The sequence below is a fragment of the Yersinia alsatica genome, from assembly GCF_902170305.1.
GTDB classification, from domain to species: Bacteria; Pseudomonadota; Gammaproteobacteria; order Enterobacterales; family Enterobacteriaceae; genus Yersinia; species Yersinia alsatica.
The window spans coordinates 17,093-38,033 of sequence record NZ_CABHWW010000005.1 but is presented as its reverse complement, the minus strand read 5'-3'; the positions used below and the strand labels follow the sequence as shown (position 1 = coordinate 38,033).

Here is a 20,941-nt window from a genome sequence, read left to right as displayed (position 1 = left end):
TTGCTTTGAGTGGCAAATCAAACAATAAATTACGTCAATAACCGCAGTAACAACTTCAAGTAAGCCGGGTATTTAGCTGTCGATTGGATCGACATCTAACGTCCACTTAACTTTTCGCGCTTGCGGCAATGTATTGATAAGTGGCTGAGAAGTTTTAATCAGCCGTTGCAGTAATTGCCGAGAAGGATGCTGCAACAATAATTGCCAGCGAAAGCGACCACCGCGTTTAGCTTGCAAGGCTGGAACCGGCCCCATAATCCATAATGCATCATCTTTCAGCGGGCTGGCCTCCAGCAAATTACGTAATTGTTGCAGGAACAGCGCCGATTGCTGGTTATCGTGGTCTTCACTGCGCACGATGATATGGCTGGTATAAGGCGGTAAAAATACACTTTTACGCTCAGCCAATGCTTGCTTGGCAAAGGCATCGTAGCCCTGCTGTAGCAGAATTTGCAGCAGCGGATGCTCAGGATGATGAGTTTGTAAAATCACTTCTCCTTGCTTACCTGCACGCCCTGCACGGCCAGACACTTGGGTATAAAGTTGAGCAAAACGCTCCGCTGAGCGGAAATCTGCCGAGAACAGTGCGCCGTCAACATCCAATAATGCCACCAGTGTGACATCAGGGAAGTGATGACCTTTTGCCAGCATCTGGGTACCAATCAAGATGCGCGCCCCCCCCTGATGAACATCCGCAAGGTGCTGCTCCAGTGAGCCTTTGCGGCTGGTGGTATCACGGTCGATGCGGGTGATCGGAGTATCAGGGAACAGCGGGGCAAGTTCATTTTCTAACTGTTCGGTACCAACACCCACCGAGACCAGATGCGTGGAGCCACATTTCGGGCATTGTTGCGGTACCGGTCGCTGACTGTCGCAATGGTGGCAGCGCAACTGGCGATGATTCTGATGGAGCGTGTAATAGTGATCACAGCGCTGGCATTCAGCAATCCAGCCACATTCATGACACAACAGGGCTGGCGCATAACCTCGGCGGTTGAGGAATAAAATCACCTGGTTGTCAGCCTGCAAATGGGTTTTCATGCGTTTTAGCAGCGGCTGAGAAAGCCCGACTTTTAGCGGTAAGCCTTTTAGATCCAACAAGTGCTGCGCCGCCGGTTTGGCATTTCCCGCGCGTTTTGACAGGGTTAACTGGCGATATTTCCCCATTTGCACGTTATGCAATGTTTCCAGTGCGGGCGTCGCCGTGCCCATCACGATAGGAATATTTTCTTCACGGGCGCGGAATACGGCTAAATCCCTGGCATGGTAACGCCAGCCTTCCTGCTGCTTATAAGAGCTATCATGCTCTTCATCAATAATAATGACCCCCAGCCGGGAAAACGGCGTAAACAGAGCGGAGCGGGTGCCAATGATGATGGCGGCCTCGCCATTACGCGCCCGTAGCCAGACTGATAAACGCTCGCTGTCGTTTAAGCCGGAATGGAGCACTTCAACCGGCGCACTGAACCGTTCGCGAAAACGGGCAATAGTCTGTGGTGTCAGGCCAATTTCAGGCACCAAAACCAAGGCTTGACGCCCTTGAGCCAGAATATTTTCCAATACGCTGAGATAGACTTCGGTTTTACCGGAACCAGTGACTCCCGCCAGTAGCCAGGCGGCAAACTGGTCATCTTCACTGCGGATGGCTCCAACGGCGGTGGCCTGCTCGGTATTGAGTCGCAGACGCTCACCTAACACCGAGAAGCCAATGCGCCAGTCGGTGGTCGCCACTTCCTGTGCTCGCAGGTCAATCAGCCCTTTACTGCGCAATGCTTGCAATGCGCTTTCGGTTAATGCCATCTCATTCACTTGATGGCGATAGACTGGTTTTTGTAATAATGCGGCAAGAGCTTGCTGCTGTTTTGGTGCGCGTTTTAAACTTTCTGGCGGTGTGGCCCGCCCCTGCTCAGTGACGAACCATTGCCACAAAGGGGCCAATTGCGCAGGTTTCCCTTGGCGCAGTAAAATGGGCAGGGCATGGAACAGCACTTCGCCGATGGGATAGTGATAATACTCGGTAGCCCAACACAGAATGCGCCACAGGCTGGGTGAAAATAAGCTGTGACTATCTAAAACGGCATCAACAGTTTTGAGTTGTTCAAGGGGGAATGCGCTGGTATCACTGATCCCCACGACAATCCCGATGGCTTTGCGTTTACCAAATGGCACACTGACGCGAGCACCCACTACCGGGCAGGCCATGGCGCTGTCTAAACGGTAATCAAAGGTGCGGCTCAGCGGTACGGGTAATGCCACTTGAACAACCAACATGTGTTGTTATCCTGAATAAAGAAATGGGCTTGAATAAAAAAAGATTGGATAGTTTACACTGCGTACTGCAAAATGTGCGGATTCGATTGCGCGGTTTGGTCAAATTCTGTATGATTCGCCGCCTTTGATATAATTCGATATCAAACTCTGTTAACAGCCGTTGCTTATTTTACCAGCGATAGTTAGTTATCAATAAAATTAATTATTTATCAATCGTGTGGTGTCTGGCGGAACAGGGCTGGATAGCGACACGGCCTAAATATAGAGGTTTTCCATGAAACAAGGTATCCACCCTAAATACGAACAAGTTACTGCTTCTTGCTCTTGCGGTAACGTTATCAAGATCAACTCAACTGTTGGTCATGACCTGAATCTGGACGTGTGCGGCGAATGCCACCCGTTCTACACTGGCAAGCAGCGTGATGTTGCTACCGGTGGCCGTGTTGACCGCTTCAACAAGCGTTTCAGCGTGCCGGGTGCTAAGAAGTAATTATTGCCCGTCAGACGAAAAAGGCGCCCTAGGCGCCTTTTTTGTTTTCTAAGACTATCATGTGTCACTGATATACCAGATAGTATGAAAACATAAAACGTATATTTAATAGCATCATGAGTAATGCTGATAAATTAACAATAATGATTAATGCACGCTCTTCATGACTTATCTGGGAATAATATTATTACTCTGACGTACTTAATATAAAACACTCCAGGATCTGATTGTCCACAGGATGAAAAAATGGTTAAACATGAATATCAAGTTTAACCACTGGTCATCAATAGTTAGGAAAGATTAATCCTCAGATTTCAAGGGTTCCTTTATTTTATTGAACACTGAAACAGATTCAGAATCGGCGACGTTAGCACTATCGCGGGTATTCTTTTGTACTGCAATAGCACCAAACAGACTCATAAAGAAAGTCACGCCGTAAAAGCCTTTTTCACTCAATGCCAGTGTTGCATTCCATAGGCCTACACACATCAATAGAACTGCCAGAATAAAAGCAACCCAGCATAAACTGTAGTAAATTGAAGTGGTTGTCATGCCTTCTAACTTATCACGTACTGTTTTTTGCAAAGAAACGGCGGAGAATAGGCCGAGTATTAATACTGCAAAGTAGTAACCCCGCTCATTTAATTGCATATCGGCATTCCATAGACCTACCAGAAATATAACAAAACCACCTAATAGCGCTAGCCAAGAGGCAGCGGTAAATGCAGAGGAGGGTTTAGCATGGCTAGCATTCATATTTTAAATCCATTTATCAATCGAGAGTTAATTTTTAATCAGTAAGGATAAATCATTAGAAAAGTCTTTATATCCTAATAAACCGTATGAGTAAAATAATAATTGAGAGACCGAGTTTTTATTAAAATAGAGTGAGTCAAATTATAAGGAAATTCTCTATTTTCATATTATGAGAATATTCTTGTGACTGGCGGTTTGTATAAGAAAGTAATATGCACAGATAATACAGCTTTAAATAAGTCAAAGGCGCCCTAGGCGCCTTTTTTATTTCTACAGCTCGCTTCACGTTGACTGATGAACCGAGTTGTTGCCGAGAATCAATATTCCCAGGTATCGGGATCAACACCCAACTCACGCATTAAAATCTTCGCGGCTTCCGGGATTTCATCACTGCGCTCTTTACGCAGATCTTCGTCGTTCGGCAGCGGCTGACCGGTAAATGCATGCAGAAAAGCTTCACACAACAATTCACTGTTGGTGGCGTGTCGCAGGTTGTTGACCTGACGACGGGTCCGTTCATCGGTGAGGATTTTTAAAACCTTCAGCGGAATGGATACCGTAATTTTTTTGACCTGTTCGCTTTTCTTACCGTGTTCAGCGTAAGGGCTGACATACTCGCCGTTCCACTCAGCCATGGGACACCTTAAATTTGTCGGAAAAATACAAAATTCTGAAAACCGGCCAATTATGCCCGATCTTCGCTGTTCTCACTAAATAAATGTCAATTTTACTAGACTAAGGTCACTGAAATAACCCTTTTTACTATTTATTGATAGCTATTGCCTTTCTATCCCCGTCATCTTTCAAGCCGCAGGGGGTTACTTGCCCTCATTCACTCAAGTCATTGAGTTACCTCAACTCCTTGAGTTTATTCTGTTGTTTCCTACCTGCAACTTGAAATCTATTGGGTCTAAGCCATTTTCTGTGGTTAAACAAAACCCCACCGAAACCTGACTGACATCATTGAGATAGCTAAAACTCATATAATTTTAGCGGTTATTATTCAATTGCTCAATCTATACGCAAAGAAGTTTAGATGTCCAGATGTATTGACGTCCGTAATTTGTGCGTCTACTCTGGCGTAACATTTTCTCGATCCCGGCTGGTGGTAATCCATATGACGCGTAAACAGGCAACAATAGCAGTCCGTAGCGGGTTAAACGATGACGAGCAATACGGCTGCGTTGTCCCCCCGATTCACCTCTCCAGTACCTATAATTTTATCGACTTTAATCAGCCACGCGCCCATGACTATTCACGTCGCGGTAATCCGACGCGTGATGTGGTGCAGCGCGCGCTGGCTGAACTGGAGGGGGGCGCTGGTGCGGTAATGACCAGCAGTGGGATGTCAGCGATTCATTTGGTTTGCACCACATTTCTTAAGCCGGGTGACCTGCTGGTTGCTCCGCACGACTGCTACGGCGGCAGCTACCGTTTATTCGATAGCCTCAGTAAGCGCGGTGCTTATCGGGTGTTGTTTGTTGACCAAGGCGATGAAGTCGCCTTGAGCCAAGCATTAGCTGAAAAACCCAAGCTGGTGTTAATTGAAACTCCCAGTAACCCACTGTTGCGGGTGGTCGATATCGCGGCAATCTGTAAAGCTGCTCACGCCGTCGGCGCTCTGACCGTCTGTGATAATACTTTCCTCAGCCCCGCGTTGCAGCAGCCTCTCTCTTTAGGTGCGGATCTGGTCGTGCATTCCTGTACCAAATATCTCAATGGGCATTCTGATGTGGTTGCCGGCGCGGTAATTGCCAAAGATCCTGAGTTAGCCGTTGAGCTGGCGTGGTGGGCGAATAATATCGGTGTGACTGGCGCGGCATTTGATAGCTATTTGTTATTACGTGGTTTACGCACTTTATCGCCACGTATGGCTCAACAGCAGCGTAATGCGGATGACATTGTTCGCTATTTACAGCAGCAGCCTTTAGTGAAAAAGCTGTATCATCCTTCCCTGCCACAACATCCCGGCCACGAAATTGCTTGCCGTCAGCAATCAGGTTTTGGTGCGATGCTCAGTTTTGAGATCGATGGTGATGAGCAGCTACTGCGCCGTTTCCTCTCAGCCCTTGAGTTATTTACTCTGGCAGAGTCTTTGGGCGGTGTCGAAAGTCTGATATCCCATGCAGCGACCATGACCCATGCCGGCATGGCAGCAGAAGCGCGTATTGCCGCAGGCATTACTGATAGCTTATTGCGTATTTCCGCGGGTATTGAAGACAGCGAAGATTTGATTGCCGATTTGGAAAATGCCTTCCAGTTGGCGGGAACGAGGTAAGCATGAATGCAACAGCGGTAGCAGCAGCGGTTACTGGTCGTCAGCTACATAAATTTGGTGGTAGTAGCCTTGCAGATGTGAAGTGTTACCTGCGGGTGGCCAATATTATGGCTAACTACAGTCACCCCGGCGATCTCATGGTGGTGTCTGCGGCAGGTAGTACAACTAACCAGCTGATTAGTTGGTTGAAACTGAGTCAAAGTGACCGTCTTTCTGCCCATCAGGTGCAGCAAAATTTGCGTCGTTATCAACACGACTTGATTAGTGGCTTATTGTCACCAGAAATAGCCGAGCCGCTGATCAGCGAATTTATCCATGACTTGGAGCGCCTGGCTGGTCTGCTGGATAACAAAGTTGACGATGCTATTTATGCCGAAGTGGTTGGTCATGGCGAGATTTGGTCGGCCCGTTTGATGGCTGCGGTACTGAACAAGCTGGATATGGATGCTACTTGGCTTGATGCCCGCAGCTTCCTGCGCGCGGAACGTGCAGCGCAACCACAAATTGATGAAGGCCGCTCTTACCCGTTGTTGCAGCAATTGATGGCACAACACCCGCATCAGCGCTTGGTGGTGACTGGCTTTATTTCGCGCAATAACACCGGTGAAACCGTGTTGTTGGGGCGCAACGGCAGTGACTACTCAGCGACCCAAGTTGGTGCGCTGGCGGGTGTCGAGCGCGTCACCATCTGGAGTGATGTTGCTGGGGTATATAGCGCTGACCCACGTAAAGTGAAAGACGCCTGTTTACTGCCATTACTGCGGCTGGATGAAGCCAGTGAATTAGCCCGGCTGGCGGCCCCGGTACTGCATACCCGCACGTTACAGCCGGTTTCAGGCAGCGATATTGATTTACAACTGCGCTGTAGCTATCAGCCGGAGCAAGGTTCAACGCGCATTGAGCGGGTACTGGCCTCCGGGTCTGGTGCCAAGATTGTCACCAGCCATGATGATGTTTGCCTGATCGAATTACAGATTGCCAGCCACCACGATTTCTCGCTGGCACAGAAAGAAATTGATTTGCTCCTCAAACGTGCGCAAATCAAACCGCTGGCGACCGGTATCCATCCTGACCGCAATCTATTGCAACTTTGCTATACCTCAGAAGTGGTTAACAGTGCGCTCAGAGTGCTGGAAGACGCCACGCTGCCGGGGAAATTATCTCTGCGTGAGGGGTTGGCTCTGGTAGCATTGGTTGGTGCAGGAGTGAGTAAAAACCCGCTACACAGCCACCGTTTTTATCAACAGTTGAAAGATCAGCCGGTTGAATTTATCTGGCAGGCGGAAGACGGTATCAGCATGGTTGCCGTGCTGCGTCTTGGGCCGACTGAGCACTTGATTCAAGGGCTGCATCAGTCGCTGTTCCGCGCCGAAAAACGCATTGGTTTGATGCTGTTTGGCAAAGGTAACATTGGTGCTCGTTGGCTGGAGCTGTTTGCCCGTGAGCAAAAAAATATTTCGGCCCGCAGTGGTTTCGAATTCGTGCTAGCCGGGGTTGTCGACAGCCGTCGTAGCCTGCTGAGTTATGACGGGCTGGATGCTAGCCGGACACTGGCATTTTATGATGATGAAGCCAAAGAGCAGGATGAAGAATCACTGTTCTTGTGGATGCGCGCGCACCCGTTTGATGATTTGGTGGTGTTGGATGTCACCGCCAGCGAGTCACTTGCCGAGCAATATCTGGATTTCGCCAGTTACGGCTTCCATGTGATCAGTGCCAATAAATTAGCCGGTGCTTCAAGCAGCAATAACTATCGCCAAATCCGTGATGCTTTTGCCAAAACCGGTCGCCATTGGCTGTATAACGCCACGGTCGGTGCCGGTTTACCGGTGAACCACACCGTGCGTGACTTGCGTGATAGTGGCGACAGCATCTTGGCCATTAGCGGTATTTTCTCCGGGACGCTGTCTTGGTTGTTCCTGCAATTTGACGGCACGGTGCCCTTTACCGAGCTGGTGGATCAAGCCTGGCAGCAAGGTCTGACGGAGCCCGATCCGCGCGTGGATCTCTCGGGTCAGGATGTCATGCGCAAGCTGGTTATCTTAGCCCGTGAAGCCGGTTATGACATCGAACCGAATCAAGTGCGAGTGGAGTCATTGGTACCTGCGGGTGCAGATGTCGGCTCAGTGGATCAATTCTTTGAAAATGGCGAAGCATTGAATCAGCAAATGATTCAGCGCTTAGAAGCAGCGAATGAGATGGGGCTGGTATTACGTTACGTCGCCCGCTTTGATGCCAATGGTAAGGCGCGGGTGGGCGTTGAAGCGGTTCGCGCTGACCATCCATTGGCCTCCTTGCTACCTTGCGATAACGTATTCGCCATTGAGAGCCGTTGGTATCGCGATAATCCGTTGGTCATTCGTGGCCCAGGGGCGGGTCGTGATGTCACCGCTGGAGCCATTCAGTCGGATTTAAATCGTCTGTCTCAACTGCTGTAATCTGCTGTTACTTGCCTCCTCTGCCTGACGTAGGGGAGGCACAATATCCCGTTATCCTCTACATGAATTTTCCGCGTATTGCGCGTGAAGATTAATCATCGCTCTAAACTTATTTAAAAGTTGACTCTTTCGCCAACTTCGGTCATTTTCTATTTAGACGTCTAAACGTATAGACGCTCATAATTGGACAGTGACAGATAACATAAGTCGTCGAAGCGACAATCATAGGCAATGGAGTAACAGGGTATGAGTTTTTTTCACGCAAACCAGCGGGAAGCGCTGAATCAAAGTCTGGCAGAGCTGCAAGGTCAGATTAATGTTTCTTTTGAATTTTTCCCGCCGCGTACCAGCGAGATGGAAGACACTCTGTGGAGCTCAATTGACCGTTTGAGCACTCTGAAGCCGAAGTTTGTCTCAGTAACTTATGGCGCTAACTCGGGTGAGCGCGACCGCACTCACAGTATCATCAAAGGGATTAAAGAGCGTACCGGCCTTGAAGCTGCGCCGCACCTGACCTGTGTTGATGCTTCTCCGACTCAGTTACGTGATATCGCCACTGACTACTGGAATAGCGGTATTCGCCATATTGTTGCTTTGCGTGGTGACCTACCACCGAACAGTGGCAAACCAGAAATGTATGCTGCTGATTTGGTGACCTTGCTGAAAGACGTGGGGGATTTTGATATCTCTGTTGCGGCTTACCCGGAAGTGCATCCTGAAGCCAAAAGCGCGCAGGCAGACTTGATTAACCTGAAGCGTAAAATTGATGCTGGCGCTAACCGCGCTATCACCCAGTTCTTCTTTGATGTGGAAAGTTACCTGCGTTTTCGCGACCGCTGTGTGGCGACGGGTATTGATGTTGAGATTGTCCCGGGTATTTTACCGGTGTCTAATTTTAAGCAGCTTCAGCGCTTTGCCACCATGACCAATGTGCGAGTGCCTAATTGGATGACCAGCATTTTTGAAGGGCTGGATGACGACCCTGAGACGCGCAAAATGGTCGGGGCATCTGTTGCGATGGACATGGTGAAGATTCTAAGCCGTGAAGGGGTGAAGGATTTCCATTTCTATACCTTGAACCGCGCAGAGTTGAGTTATGCGATTTGCCATACCCTCGGGGTGAGGCCTTAGTTTTTAGGGGGATGAGGTTGGTTTTGTCTTCCATGGATTTAGTGATCGGGTTCGGTTGTTAAAGCTTCACGACTCACTTAATCTCCGCCGCCCCAACCGGTCAAGGGTGTGTGAGCGCACACCCTTAACAATCCCGCGCTTGCGCACGTATCGCTCGCCCACTTCGTGGGTGGCCCTCAACTCATCGTTTCGGCTAACGGACGGCTTTACGCGGGTCCCTCCGCGTGACGCCTCAATCCGCCGTCCATGGCGGATTGCCTTGCCTACACTCTTCACTCGGCTGCTCAAATGTGCTTTTAAATATTAAGGTCAAAACCTTGGTTTTTGGGCTTTGATGTTAAGTGCAATCAGGAATATTGCCGACAAGGATGGAGGGTAGAGTGAGTGGGCAAGCAAGGATGCTCGCGAAAAGCGCGGATTGTTAAGGCCCACGCTTATGGGCCTTAACTCGGTTGAGGTTGTGGAGATAAGTTGATCACTGAACGATTAGCAACCGAAACCTTAACCCCATGAAAAAGGGGAGTTTCCTCCCCCTTGTATCACCTCTAACCTGTATTCCGCATCCCGGCGGCAACACCAGCAATCGTCACCATCAAAGCCTGCTCAACACGGGCATCTGGGTGTTCTTGCTGACGCGAGCGGTGTAACAGCTCGGCTTGCAACACGTTTAATGGGTCGGTGTACACGTTACGCAACGCGATAGACTCTGCAATCCACGGCAAATCAGCCATTAAGTGATCATCGTTGGCAATGGCCAACACCACTTTAATATCCGCTTCTAATTGGTCGCGTAATTGCTGGCCTAACGGCCACAAAGATTTATCCACCAGGCGCTGATCGTAATATTCAGCCAGCCATAAATCGGCTTTCGCAAATACCATCTCCAGCATACCAATGCGGGTAGAGAAGAATGGCCAATCACGGCACATAGTGGCTAATGCCTCTTTCTTACCAGCATCGATCGCTTTCTGCAAACCGGCACCGGCACCCAGCCAAGCGGGTAGCATCAGACGGTTTTGCGTCCAGGCGAAAATCCATGGGATGGCACGCAGACTCTCTACGCCACCGTCTGGGCGGCGTTTTGCCGGGCGTGAACCCAATGGCAATTTACCTAACTCCAGCTCCGGTGTTGCCGCGCGGAAGTAAGGAACAAACTCGGGATTCTCACGCACGTAGCCGCGATACATATCGCAGGATGCATCAGACAGCAAATCCATCACCTCAACCCATTCTTTTTTCGGCTCTGGCGGTGGTAACAAATTCGCTTCCAGAATGGCACCGGCATACAGCGCCAGGCTACTGATAGTGACTTCCGGCAGGCCAAACTTGAAGCGAATCATCTCGCCCTGTTCAGTAACACGTAAGCCGCCTTTCAGGCTACCCGGAGGCTGAGAGAGCAGAGCGGCGTGCGCCGGTGCTCCACCGCGGCCAATCGAACCGCCACGGCCATGGAACAGCGTCAGGGAGATACCCGCTTTCTCACAGGTTTTGATTAATGCATCCTGCGCGCGATATTGCGCCCAAGAGGCGGCCATCACGCCGGCATCTTTCGCCGAGTCAGAATAGCCAATCATCACCATTTGCTTGCCTTGGATCAGGCCGCGATACCAGTCGATACTCAGCAACTGGGTCATCACGTCGTCGGCATTGTTGAGGTCATCAAGCGTTTCGAACAGTGGCGCGACGGGCAGAGTGAATGGACAACCGGCTTCTTTCAGCAGCAAATGCACCGCCAGCACGTCCGACGGCACTTTGGCCATGGAGATAACATAAGCGGCGATAGAGCCTTGCGGCGCTTCGGCGATAACCCGGCAGGTTTCCAGCACTTCTTGCGTGTCGGCGCTAGGTTCCCATTTCAGTGGAACCAATGGGCGTTTGGAGTTCAGCTCGCGGATCAGGAAGGCTTGTTTATCTGCTTCAGACCAGCTTTCATAATCGCCAAGGCCCAGATAGCGAGTCAGTTCAGCAATAGCATCGGTATGACGGGTACTTTCCTGACGCACATCGATACGCACCAATGGCACACCAAAACAGCGTACACGGCGCAGAGTGTCCAGCAATTGGCCGTTGGCGATGATTTCCATGCCACAGGTTTTCAGGGACTGATAGCACGCATAGAGCGGGTCCCACAGTTGATCATTGCTGACCAGCAAGTCAGTTGGCGGCAATACGCGCTCGCCTTTCAGACGGCTTTCCAGATAGGCCTGAGTATTGGTCAACTGGGTGCGCACGCGCTTCATCAGCTCGCGATAAGGTTCAAGCACCTCTTCGCCACCGGCCAGTTCACGCAATTCCGGCGTACATTCCGACATAGAAAGCTCGGACACCAGCACTTGAATATCACGCAGGAACAAATCGGTCGCTTTCCAGCGGCTCAGTAACAGCACATGGCGAGTGATCTCTGCGGTGACATTGGGGTTACCGTCGCGGTCGCCGCCCATCCATGAGGTGAAACGAATCGGCACCGCCTCGACAGGCAAGCGGTAATCGAGGGAGTTTTGCAACTGCTCGTTAAACTCACGCAGGAATGCGGGCACACCTTCCCACAGACTATTTTCAACTACCGCAAAGCCCCATTTAGCTTCATCGACTGGGGAAGGGCGAATTTTACGAATTTCGTCGGTATGCCATGATTGTGCAACTAACTGACGCAAACGACGCATGATCTTGTTGCGTTCGTAATCGGCTAAATCGTTGTGATCCAGTTGGCTCAGGCAAGTATTCACTTCAACCAGTTTGTGGATCAGGGTGCGGCGAGTGATTTCGGTTGGGTGAGCGGTCAACACCAGCTCAATGGATAATTCGTCAACCGCACTGCGCATGTCCTTTTCGCTCAAATTTTTCTCTTTTAAGCGGGTGAACAGTTGGGCCAGAGCTTCCGGATTACTTGCCGCTTCACCGTGTGGCGAAATACTGTGGTATTGCTCTGCCGTATTCGTCAGATTGAGGAATTGGCTAAAAGCACGGGCTACCGGTAGCAGCTCGTCGTTGGACAGATTTTGCAGCGTCGTCAGTAGCTCCTGACGGCTCGCTTCATTACCAGCACGCGAAGATTTAGATAATTTACGGATGGTTTCTACCCGATCAAGAATGTGTTCGCCTAGCGCTTCCTTGATGGTATCCCCGAGTAGTTTACCGAGCATACTGACGTTACTTCGCATTGCGGAATATTGTTCGTTCATATGACCCCTGACCCATATCCCCTTCGCCCTTGACGCCGCAGGGTTGTTAGCGGCGCTCACTCACCCGAATCACTGACCAGTGTCAGCTCATCGGGATTTGTTCACTTGCTGCCTATCTGCAACGCCAATGACTTTGGGTATAAACTTTTATGGTTTTTTTTGTAAATTAATTTCACTCAAAAGGCTGAGATGGACATTTCCACTCGCCGCGTTCAATTCCATACCCCAATTGACACTATTTTTAGCAAAAAAACATCAATTTTAGGGATATTGTTGAAATTTAATTACCGAGGTCAGGTTATCAGTCTGGCTAATCGGTAATTTTGATCCGACTACCCCATTAGGGTTATTTCTGCTGACAGAAATGATCAACTAACTGACCAATTAGCTCGCGGGTTGGCTCGATAAAGGCCATATCGATAAATTCATCCGGCTGATGGGCTTGATTGATAGACCCAGGGCCCAATACCAATGTTGGGCAAACTTGCTGGATAAACGGCGCTTCGGTGCAGTAGTTAACCACCGCGGTGCGCTCACCGAGTAATTTCTCGATAACGCCCACCATATGGTGATCGGTTGGGCACTCATAACCTGGGATCGGCGGGTGCAGCTCATCAATACTCAAGCGGCCCGGCCAGCGCTCACTCACTGGTGCCAACGCTTCAGTCATTAACTCATCCAGATCACTTAATGTCAGGCCCGGCAGCGGGCGGATATCCATATGCAATTCACAGCAAGCACAGATACGGTTTGCGGCATCACCGCCATTAATATGACCGAAATTCATCGTCGGATAAGGAATGGCAAACGCCGGGTTGTTATAACGCTCTTGTAGGGTGGTGCGCAGTTTCATCAACTGGGTGATAGATTCATGCATCAAATCAATGGCATTCACACCACGCGCGGGATCACTGGAGTGACCAGACTGGCCGGTAATACGGATGGCGTTGGAAATATGCCCTTTGTGCGCCCGCACCGGTTGCAGTGATGTTGGCTCACCAATAATGGCGAAGTCGGGGCGCAACTGGGTAGACGCGGCAAAATAACGCGCGCCTGCCATGGTGGTCTCTTCATCGGCAGTTGCCAGAATATACAGCGGCTTACTCAGTTTACTGGCATCAATATCGCGTACCGTATCCAGAATAAAGGCAAAAAACCCTTTCATATCCGCGGTACCCAAACCATACAACTTATTGTCATGCTCAGTCAGGGTGAATGGGTCGCGCGTCCAGCGCCCTTCATCATAGGGGACGGTATCGGTGTGGCCCGCCAGCAGCAATCCACCCTGACCTTCACCAATAGAGGCGAGCAGATTAAATTTGTGGCGAGTATCAGGTACAGGCTGGATTTCGACACGAAAACCCAGATCAGCAAACCATCCGGCCAACAAGTTGATTAGCGACTCATTACTTTGGTCGAGAGCACTATCGGTTGCGCTGATCGATGGTGTGGCGATTAATGCCCGATACAGCTCAATAAATGGAGGTAATTTCATCTTCACTGTTGACAGCCTTTGGTTAGGATAGTATCAATATTCATGCAGTAATTATGAATAAAAATACATTAAGCTTGAGCGTAAGGGAACCCAAAAGCGCCCTTAATTTTACGAAAATGTCAATGCTCAATCACGTGGGGGAACAGTAAAACCTTGCTGAGAACCCGGATAACGGTTTTGAGTATTTATGTCTTTAAACGCATAAATACAATTTAGTCAGAAGGTAAACTAAACCCATGTTGAATACGCTGATTGTTGGTGCCAGTGGTTATGCCGGAGCGGAGCTTACGGCTTACCTGAATCGTCACCCACATATGAACATAACCGGTTTAACGGTTTCAGCGCAAAGTGCAGATGCAGGAAAATTACTTTCTGATCTGCATCCGCAACTAAAAGGCATTATCGATCTTCCGCTGCAACCCTTGGTGGATGTGGCTCAGGCGGCAAAAGGTGTTGATGTTGTCTTCCTCGCCACTGCCCATGAAGTTAGCCATGATTTAGCCCCACAATTCCTGGCAGCAGGCTGCGTGGTGTTTGATCTCTCGGGGGCATTCCGGGTTCAGGACACAGCGTTTTACCGCCAATATTATGGTTTCGAGCATCAACATGCCGATTGGCTGGATAAAGCGGTTTATGGGCTGGCTGAATGGCAGGCCGAAGAGATTAAACAGGCGCAATTGATTGCCGTACCGGGTTGCTACCCAACCGCATCACAATTGGCACTTAAGCCATTGGTCGATGGCGATTTGCTCAATGAAGCACAATGGCCGGTGATTAACGCGGTCAGTGGTGTGAGTGGCGCGGGACGTAAAGCCAGTATCGGCAACAGCTTCTGCGAAGTGAGTTTGCAACCGTACGGCTTGTTTAATCATCGTCATCAGCCGGAAATTGTTGCTCACCTTGGCACGCCGGTCATTTTTACGCCGCATTTGGGGAATTTTGCCCGGGGCATTTTGGCGACCATCACCTGCCGTTTGAAAGCCGGAGTGACAGCACAAGATATCGCCGAGGCCTATCACAATGCATATCAGGATAAGCCACTGGTGCGGTTATATCAGCAAGGCGTGCCAGCACTGAAAGCGGTGGTGGGTTTACCTTTCTGTGATATTGGTTTCTCTGTACAGGGCGAACATTTAATTATTGTCGCGACAGAAGATAACCTGCTAAAAGGTGCGGCAGCACAGGCTGTCCAATGCATGAATATACGTTTTGGCTTTGCGGAAACCCAGTCGCTGTTGTAGGCGGCCAGAGGGTAAAGCACCGAGCCAGAACCAGAAAATACAGAAATATAATCTAATTATACCCAATAGATTTCGAGTTGCAGGTAGGCGATAACAGAATGAACTCAATGAGTTGAGTGAATGATGGCAGCCAACAACCCTGCAACTTGAAAGACGACGGGTACATCGAGGCGAAACATAATGAACCCATTAGTCATTAAATTAGGTGGCGTGTTGCTGGACAGCGAAGAAGCGCTGGAACGCCTGTTTACTGCATTGGTGACCTATCGTGAGAAACATGAGCGCCCGCTGGTGATTATGCACGGTGGTGGTTGCCTGGTTGATGATTTGATGAAAAAACTCGCTTTGCCGGTAGTGAAGAAAAACGGCCTGCGTGTTACCCCAGCCGATCAGATTGATATCATTACCGGTGCATTGGCCGGTACGGCTAACAAAACCCTGCTGGCTTGGGCGGTAAAACACCAAATCAATGCTGTCGGTTTGTGTCTGGGCGATGGCAATACCGTAGAAGTTACGCCATTAGATGCCGAACTGGGGCATGTCGGTAAAGCATTACCGGGTTCTCCGGCTTTGGTGCAAACCTTGCTGGCTGCGGATTACATGCCAATCATCAGCTCTATTGGTATCACTATTGATGGCAAATTAATGAATGTGAATGCGGATCAGGCCGCAACAGCATTGGCTGCCACGCTGGGCGCAGATTTGATTTTACTGTCAGATGTCAGTGGCATTCTGGATGGCAAGGGCCAACGGATAGCGGAGATGACGGCGCAAAAAGCCGAGCAATTAATTGCTCAGGGCATCATTACTGACGGTATGGTGGTTAAAGTGAATGCGGCGCTGGATGCGGCACGTTCATTAGGTCGTCCGGTAGATATCGCCAGTTGGCGTCATGCCGATCAGCTGCCAGCCCTGTTTAATGGCGTGCCGATTGGTACCCGTATTCTGGCTTAATACCCGCTGTATTTGAAGTTGCGGCTTTGCTGCAACTCCAACAACTTTGGGTATATTATGATTTTCTATATCAACACAATTTCAATGCCAATCATCCCTAAAGATGATGGGTATATTCACAATCTAGGGAAGCAAAATTATGGCATTGTGGGGCGGACGGTTCAGTCAGGCGGCAGATCAGCGTTTTAAGCAGTTTAATGATTCCCTGCGGTTTGATTACCGACTGGCTGAACAGGATATTATCGGTTCTGTTGCCTGGTCGAAAGCACTGGTCACAGTTGGCGTTTTGACCGATTCAGAACAGCAACAACTTGAGCAGGCACTCTCTGTTTTGTTGGAAGAAGTGCAGGCCGATCCACAAGCTATTTTGGCCAGCGATGCGGAAGATATCCACAGCTGGGTTGAAACCAAACTGATTGAAAAAGTGGGCGATTTAGGCAAAAAGCTGCATACCGGGCGTAGCCGTAATGACCAAGTGGCAACGGATCTGAAATTGTGGTGTAAGTTCCAGATAACGGAATTGAAAACCGCGGTGCAGCAGTTGCAGCAGGCGCTGGTTATCACTGCTGAAGCTAACCAAGATGCCGTCATGCCAGGCTATACCCACTTGCAACGGGCACAACCTGTCACCTTCGCACACTGGTGTCTGGCCTATGCTGAAATGCTTTCCCGCGATGAAAGCCGCCTGCAAGACACACTAAAACGTTTGGATGTCAGTCCGTTAGGCAGTGGTGCGCTGGCAGGAACAGCTTATGCCATCGATCGTGAACAACTGGCGGGCTGGTTAGGTTTTGCTTCGGCAACACGTAACAGTCTGGATAGTGTTTCCGACCGCGACCATGTGCTGGAATTGCTGTCTAATGCCAGCATCGGCATGGTGCATTTATCCCGCTTTGCCGAAGACCTGATCTTCTTCAACAGTGGTGAAGCCGCTTTTGTCGACTTATCTGATCGCGTTACGTCGGGCTCTTCCCTGATGCCGCAAAAGAAAAATCCAGATGCATTGGAATTAATCCGTGGGAAATGTGGTCGGGTACAGGGCGCATTGACTGGGATGATGATGACGCTGAAAGGCTTGCCTCTGGCTTATAACAAAGACATGCAGGAAGACAAAGAAGGGCTGTTTGATGCACTCGATACCTGGCTTGATTGCCTGCATATGGCAGCGCTGGTGCTGGATGGCATTCAAGTAAAACGCCCGCGCTGTAAAGAAGCGGCTGAGCAAGGTTATGCCAATGCGACAGAGTTGGCTGACTATCTGGTTGCTAAAGGTGTGCCTTTCCGTGAAGCTCACCATATTGTGGGTGAGGCGGTTGTTGAGGCTATTCGTCAGGGCAAAGCATTAGAGGCTTTATCGCTGAGTGATTTGCAGAAATTCAGTGCGGTCATCAATGATGATGTGTATCCGATTCTGGCATTGCAATCTTGTCTGGATAAGCGGGTCGCTAAAGGCGGTGTTTCGCCGCAGCAAGTGGCATCGGCCATTGCTGAAGCTAAAACGCGGTTATTTTAATTTGCAGAGTATTAATGTAATTCATTAATACTGGGAGCGGGCCACATTTATTGTGGCCCGTTTTGCGTTATAGCTACTCGACAATATTTTATTTCTACCGACTTTATGTGGGAATTTTAATTCATTTAACGCCAACTACTATTTATTACTTATTTCTCTTATAAAACCAATGCACTCAATAACATGCTGTTTTATTTTTAATATGCCGTTGAGTTTATAACCAGAAATGATTATGATAATTATTATCAAATAATGGCGCTATAGTAAAACCTCTACTAGCATTAAAAAATTAAATGAATCAATTTAACTGAAATAGCGATGTATTTTACTGAAACAAATTACCTTGCCCTCTAATAAAGTAGTGCACTTTATTTCCAATGTAATGTTCCATTTATTTGATGCAGTAACTTATTTAATTTATAGAAAATAACACAATATCACTCACCGGATAACTTCTATTATTTGGCGATGTTCCTATTGCTGAATTTTATTTCAAAGGCCATTAAGCTACGGCTAATGATTAATATATATATTATTTTTATATTAATAAGGATGAAATCTCATAAATGGATAATATAGTTAGAGATAAAGATACAATAATAAGACCAATGAATAAAATGGCCTTAAGTCTATTTTTGGCCCTCAGTGCGCAGGGTTATTCAGAGCGCGTAAATGCTGAATCATCTAATGAGCATGACATGGTGTTAGATGAGCTCAAAGTGGAAGGGGCAAGCCCTCCTCATGATGGTGATTGGATCTATGATAAACCTCGCTCAGTGAGCGAGATATCGCGCGAACAAATGGACCACCGGCCAGCCCGCCATGCCGCCGATATACTGGAACAAACGCCGGGAGTTTACTCCAGTGTTAGCCAGAACGACCCTGCACTTTCGGTTAATATCCGTGGAATACAAGATTACGGTCGTATCAATATGAATATCGATGGCATGCGGCAGAACTTTATGAAAAGTGGTCATGGCCAGCGCCATGGGGTGATGTATATCGATCCGGAAATATTGGGTAATGTGGTCATTGAAAAAGGTGTCTCCAGCGGTATAGGGGGGGCGGGAGTCATTGGTGGAATTGCAACCTTTAATACCATTAATGCCAGCGACTTCCTTGAACAGGGAAAAGAAATTGGCGGCAAAATCCGTGCTATAACCGGTGATAATGGTACTCAATTTATTGGTAGTGCCATGCTGGCATTAGGTAATGAAGATGGCGATATATTAATAGCCGCCAGTGAGCGTAACTTAAAAGACTATTGGCCGGGGAATAAAGGCTACCTTGGTGAAATACGCATGGGGACGAAAGAGAGTAAATTTGACCATGATATTAAGAATAATAAAATCGCGTTTACGCACTATAAAATGCACTCCCGGTTAGCAAAAATAGGTTGGAATTTAGCTACCGATCAACGGCTAGTCCTCAGTTATTTACAAACACAAGTACAGAGTCCCAATGCTGGTATGTTTACTCTTTTATATGATAGAGCCACACCACATATTTTCACATATGGTTGGTTAAGTAACAGTACTAGCGATGTAATGAATCGTAATATTGGCTTGGATTATAGCCTAAAGCCGGAGCATATTGCCTGGTTGGACGCCAGCGCCAAAATCTATTACGTAGACACTGATGATTACACCGATACCCACAACGCGAATGCCATTTTCCGCAAACAATATTGGACCCAAACCCGCCTGACGACCCAAGGTTTACAACTACAAAATACCAGTTTATTGACTGCTGCTGATCACTATCAATTACGTATTAAATATGGCCTTGAGTGGTTTAGTGACCGTTCCCGCGGGCGTACGACTAATGACTACCTTGATGTTATAACTCCAGTGGATAAAAGGGTTAATGGGCTGACGCCAGCAGGGCTGCGCGCTATTACCAGCACCTTTGCCCAACTGAATTATGATTATAATGATTGGCTGCGGTTGGAGGGGGGGCTGCGGCATGACCAATTTCGCATACAAGGTAATACCTGGATGCCACTGAATGGGTTTCGCCACCCTTATACCCGTGAAAATCCTTGTGACTCAAGCGTGCATGAGCAGTCCGAGCATGTCAGTACCCGGTGTTCTTCTAATTCACCGCTAACGATGGCATGGGATGTTAATCGCCGTGCAAGACAGTTTTCACCCACCGCAGGTATCGGCATTAAGCCCGGGGTTCCTTGGTTGGAGTTTTTTGGTCACTACGGTAAATCCTGGCGACCGCCGGCGATGACTGAAATGCTGGCCACCGGTAGTGCACATGGCCATGGTTGGATTTTACCTAACCCTTTGTTGGCGGCAGAGAACGCTAAAGCTTGGGAGGCCGGCCTAAATATTCAGCATACAGGTCTGTTTATCAATGAAGACCGTCTGGTTGCTAAGCTCGCCTACTTTGATACCCGGGTAACTAATTATATTAATCTTGAGTTATCTAAACAAAAGCCCAAATTTAGTGGTGAGTCTTTTGCGAATGCAACCTATATTAATAATTTGTTAGCAACACATTTTCGTGGGCTAGAGTATCAATTAAGTTATGATGCGGGTTTATTTTATACGACGGTAAATTATACCAGAATGATTGGTGTTAATAGTGTTTGTTCAAAAAAAGCTTGGTTAGGTGGAGTGCAAAGGCATGGCATTATTAGGGATGCTTCTTGGAAGGTTCGTTCATATCCCATTGATGATAATGATGCAAATAATAAGATAGAATGCTACAAGGCCAGTAATTTATTTGGTTCTTCAGCTTATTTGCCGGGTGATAGAGGTAGTTTGGTTTTGGGTGGCAGAATATTTGATCAAAAGCTGGATTTCGGCACTACTATCCGTTATAACAAAGGACATCAAGATAAGTCGGTGACGAATAAAGATGGTTATCCGAATACTGCCTATGTAGCTGATTGGCCGAAGTATACGTTATTTGATATTCATGCTAGTTATAAAGTAACGAATGATTTAACTTTGCGTGGAACAATAGAAAATATAACTAATCGTGCTTATATTGTTAATTATGGTGATTCACTTTCACTGACACCTAATCGTGGTCGTACTATTCAGGGCGGTATTGAATATAGATTTTAAACCTACTAAATAAATATTAATTATGATGTGTTTTTGAATTTTATGCTTTAAGTTTAAAGAATTCAGGTGAGGTTATTATTTTCACCTGTGGTCACTGTGATTCAATGAT

At 48.3% G+C, this 20,941-nt stretch carries 13 protein-coding genes; 8 read left to right on the top strand and 5 right to left on the bottom strand.

Annotated features, from left to right (window positions below; all coding sequences use genetic code 11):
* Positions 1-72 precede the first annotated feature (72 nt).
* Positions 73-2,271 (bottom strand): primosomal protein N', encoded by a 2,199-nt coding sequence (gene priA, locus FTA96_RS01010; protein WP_050110447.1) that lies wholly within the window; start codon positions 2,269-2,271, stop codon positions 73-75.
* Between the two features lie 274 nt (positions 2,272-2,545).
* Here priA and rpmE point away from each other — a divergent pair, with 274 nt between their 5' ends.
* Complete coding sequence (rpmE, locus tag FTA96_RS01005; RefSeq protein WP_050110448.1) at positions 2,546-2,761, top strand: 50S ribosomal protein L31; 216 nt, start codon at positions 2,546-2,548, stop codon at positions 2,759-2,761.
* 300 nt (positions 2,762-3,061) lie between these two features.
* Here rpmE and yiaA read toward each other — a convergent pair whose 3' ends face one another.
* Both yiaA and metJ read right to left on the bottom strand, forming a co-directional pair.
* Positions 3,062-3,517 (bottom strand): inner membrane protein YiaA, encoded by a 456-nt coding sequence (yiaA, locus tag FTA96_RS01000; RefSeq protein ID WP_145573025.1) that lies wholly within the window; start codon positions 3,515-3,517, stop codon positions 3,062-3,064.
* A gap of 317 nt (positions 3,518-3,834) precedes the next feature.
* Positions 3,835-4,152: a met regulon transcriptional regulator MetJ gene (gene metJ / locus FTA96_RS00995; RefSeq protein WP_004392248.1), complete on the bottom strand. Its 318-nt coding sequence runs from the start codon at positions 4,150-4,152 to the stop codon at positions 3,835-3,837.
* A 482-nt stretch (positions 4,153-4,634) separates the two neighbouring features.
* Here metJ and metB point away from each other — a divergent pair, with 482 nt between their 5' ends.
* The 3 genes from metB (at position 4,635) to metF (ending at position 9,364) form a co-directional block, all read left to right on the top strand.
* A complete protein-coding gene (gene metB / locus FTA96_RS00990; RefSeq protein WP_145573024.1) occupies positions 4,635-5,795 on the top strand; it encodes a cystathionine gamma-synthase in 1,161 nt (386 codons plus the stop codon).
* A gap of 2 nt (positions 5,796-5,797) precedes the next feature.
* Complete coding sequence (locus FTA96_RS00985) at positions 5,798-8,233, top strand: bifunctional aspartate kinase/homoserine dehydrogenase II (RefSeq protein ID WP_050135757.1); 2,436 nt, start codon at positions 5,798-5,800, stop codon at positions 8,231-8,233.
* Positions 8,234-8,479: 246 nt separating this feature from the next.
* The gene (metF, locus tag FTA96_RS00980; RefSeq protein WP_050110452.1) at positions 8,480-9,364 is read left to right on the top strand and encodes a methylenetetrahydrofolate reductase; all 885 of its coding nucleotides are present in this window, start codon (positions 8,480-8,482) and stop codon (positions 9,362-9,364) included.
* Positions 9,365-9,909: 545 nt separating this feature from the next.
* Here the strand turns inward: metF and ppc are convergent.
* Both ppc and argE read right to left on the bottom strand, forming a co-directional pair.
* The gene (gene ppc / locus FTA96_RS00975; protein WP_050110453.1) at positions 9,910-12,546 is read right to left on the bottom strand and encodes a phosphoenolpyruvate carboxylase; all 2,637 of its coding nucleotides are present in this window, start codon (positions 12,544-12,546) and stop codon (positions 9,910-9,912) included.
* 346 nt (positions 12,547-12,892) lie between these two features.
* The gene (argE, locus tag FTA96_RS00970) at positions 12,893-14,041 is read right to left on the bottom strand and encodes an acetylornithine deacetylase (protein WP_050123942.1); all 1,149 of its coding nucleotides are present in this window, start codon (positions 14,039-14,041) and stop codon (positions 12,893-12,895) included.
* A 236-nt stretch (positions 14,042-14,277) separates the two neighbouring features.
* Between argE and argC the strand changes: the two genes are divergently transcribed.
* The 4 genes from argC (at position 14,278) to FTA96_RS00950 (ending at position 20,832) form a co-directional block, all read left to right on the top strand.
* Entirely contained in the window at positions 14,278-15,282 is a 1,005-nt protein-coding gene (gene argC / locus FTA96_RS00965) for an N-acetyl-gamma-glutamyl-phosphate reductase (RefSeq protein WP_050110455.1), read from the top strand.
* Positions 15,283-15,462: 180 nt separating this feature from the next.
* Entirely contained in the window at positions 15,463-16,236 is a 774-nt protein-coding gene (gene argB / locus FTA96_RS00960; protein ID WP_050111271.1) for an acetylglutamate kinase, read from the top strand.
* Between the two features lie 139 nt (positions 16,237-16,375).
* Complete coding sequence (gene argH / locus FTA96_RS00955) at positions 16,376-17,749, top strand: argininosuccinate lyase (protein WP_050135753.1); 1,374 nt, start codon at positions 16,376-16,378, stop codon at positions 17,747-17,749.
* Positions 17,750-18,315: 566 nt separating this feature from the next.
* Positions 18,316-20,832, top strand: a complete 2,517-nt coding sequence (locus tag FTA96_RS00950) for a TonB-dependent hemoglobin/transferrin/lactoferrin family receptor (RefSeq protein WP_145573021.1) — start codon at positions 18,316-18,318, stop codon at positions 20,830-20,832.
* The last annotated feature ends 109 nt before the right edge of the window (positions 20,833-20,941 follow it).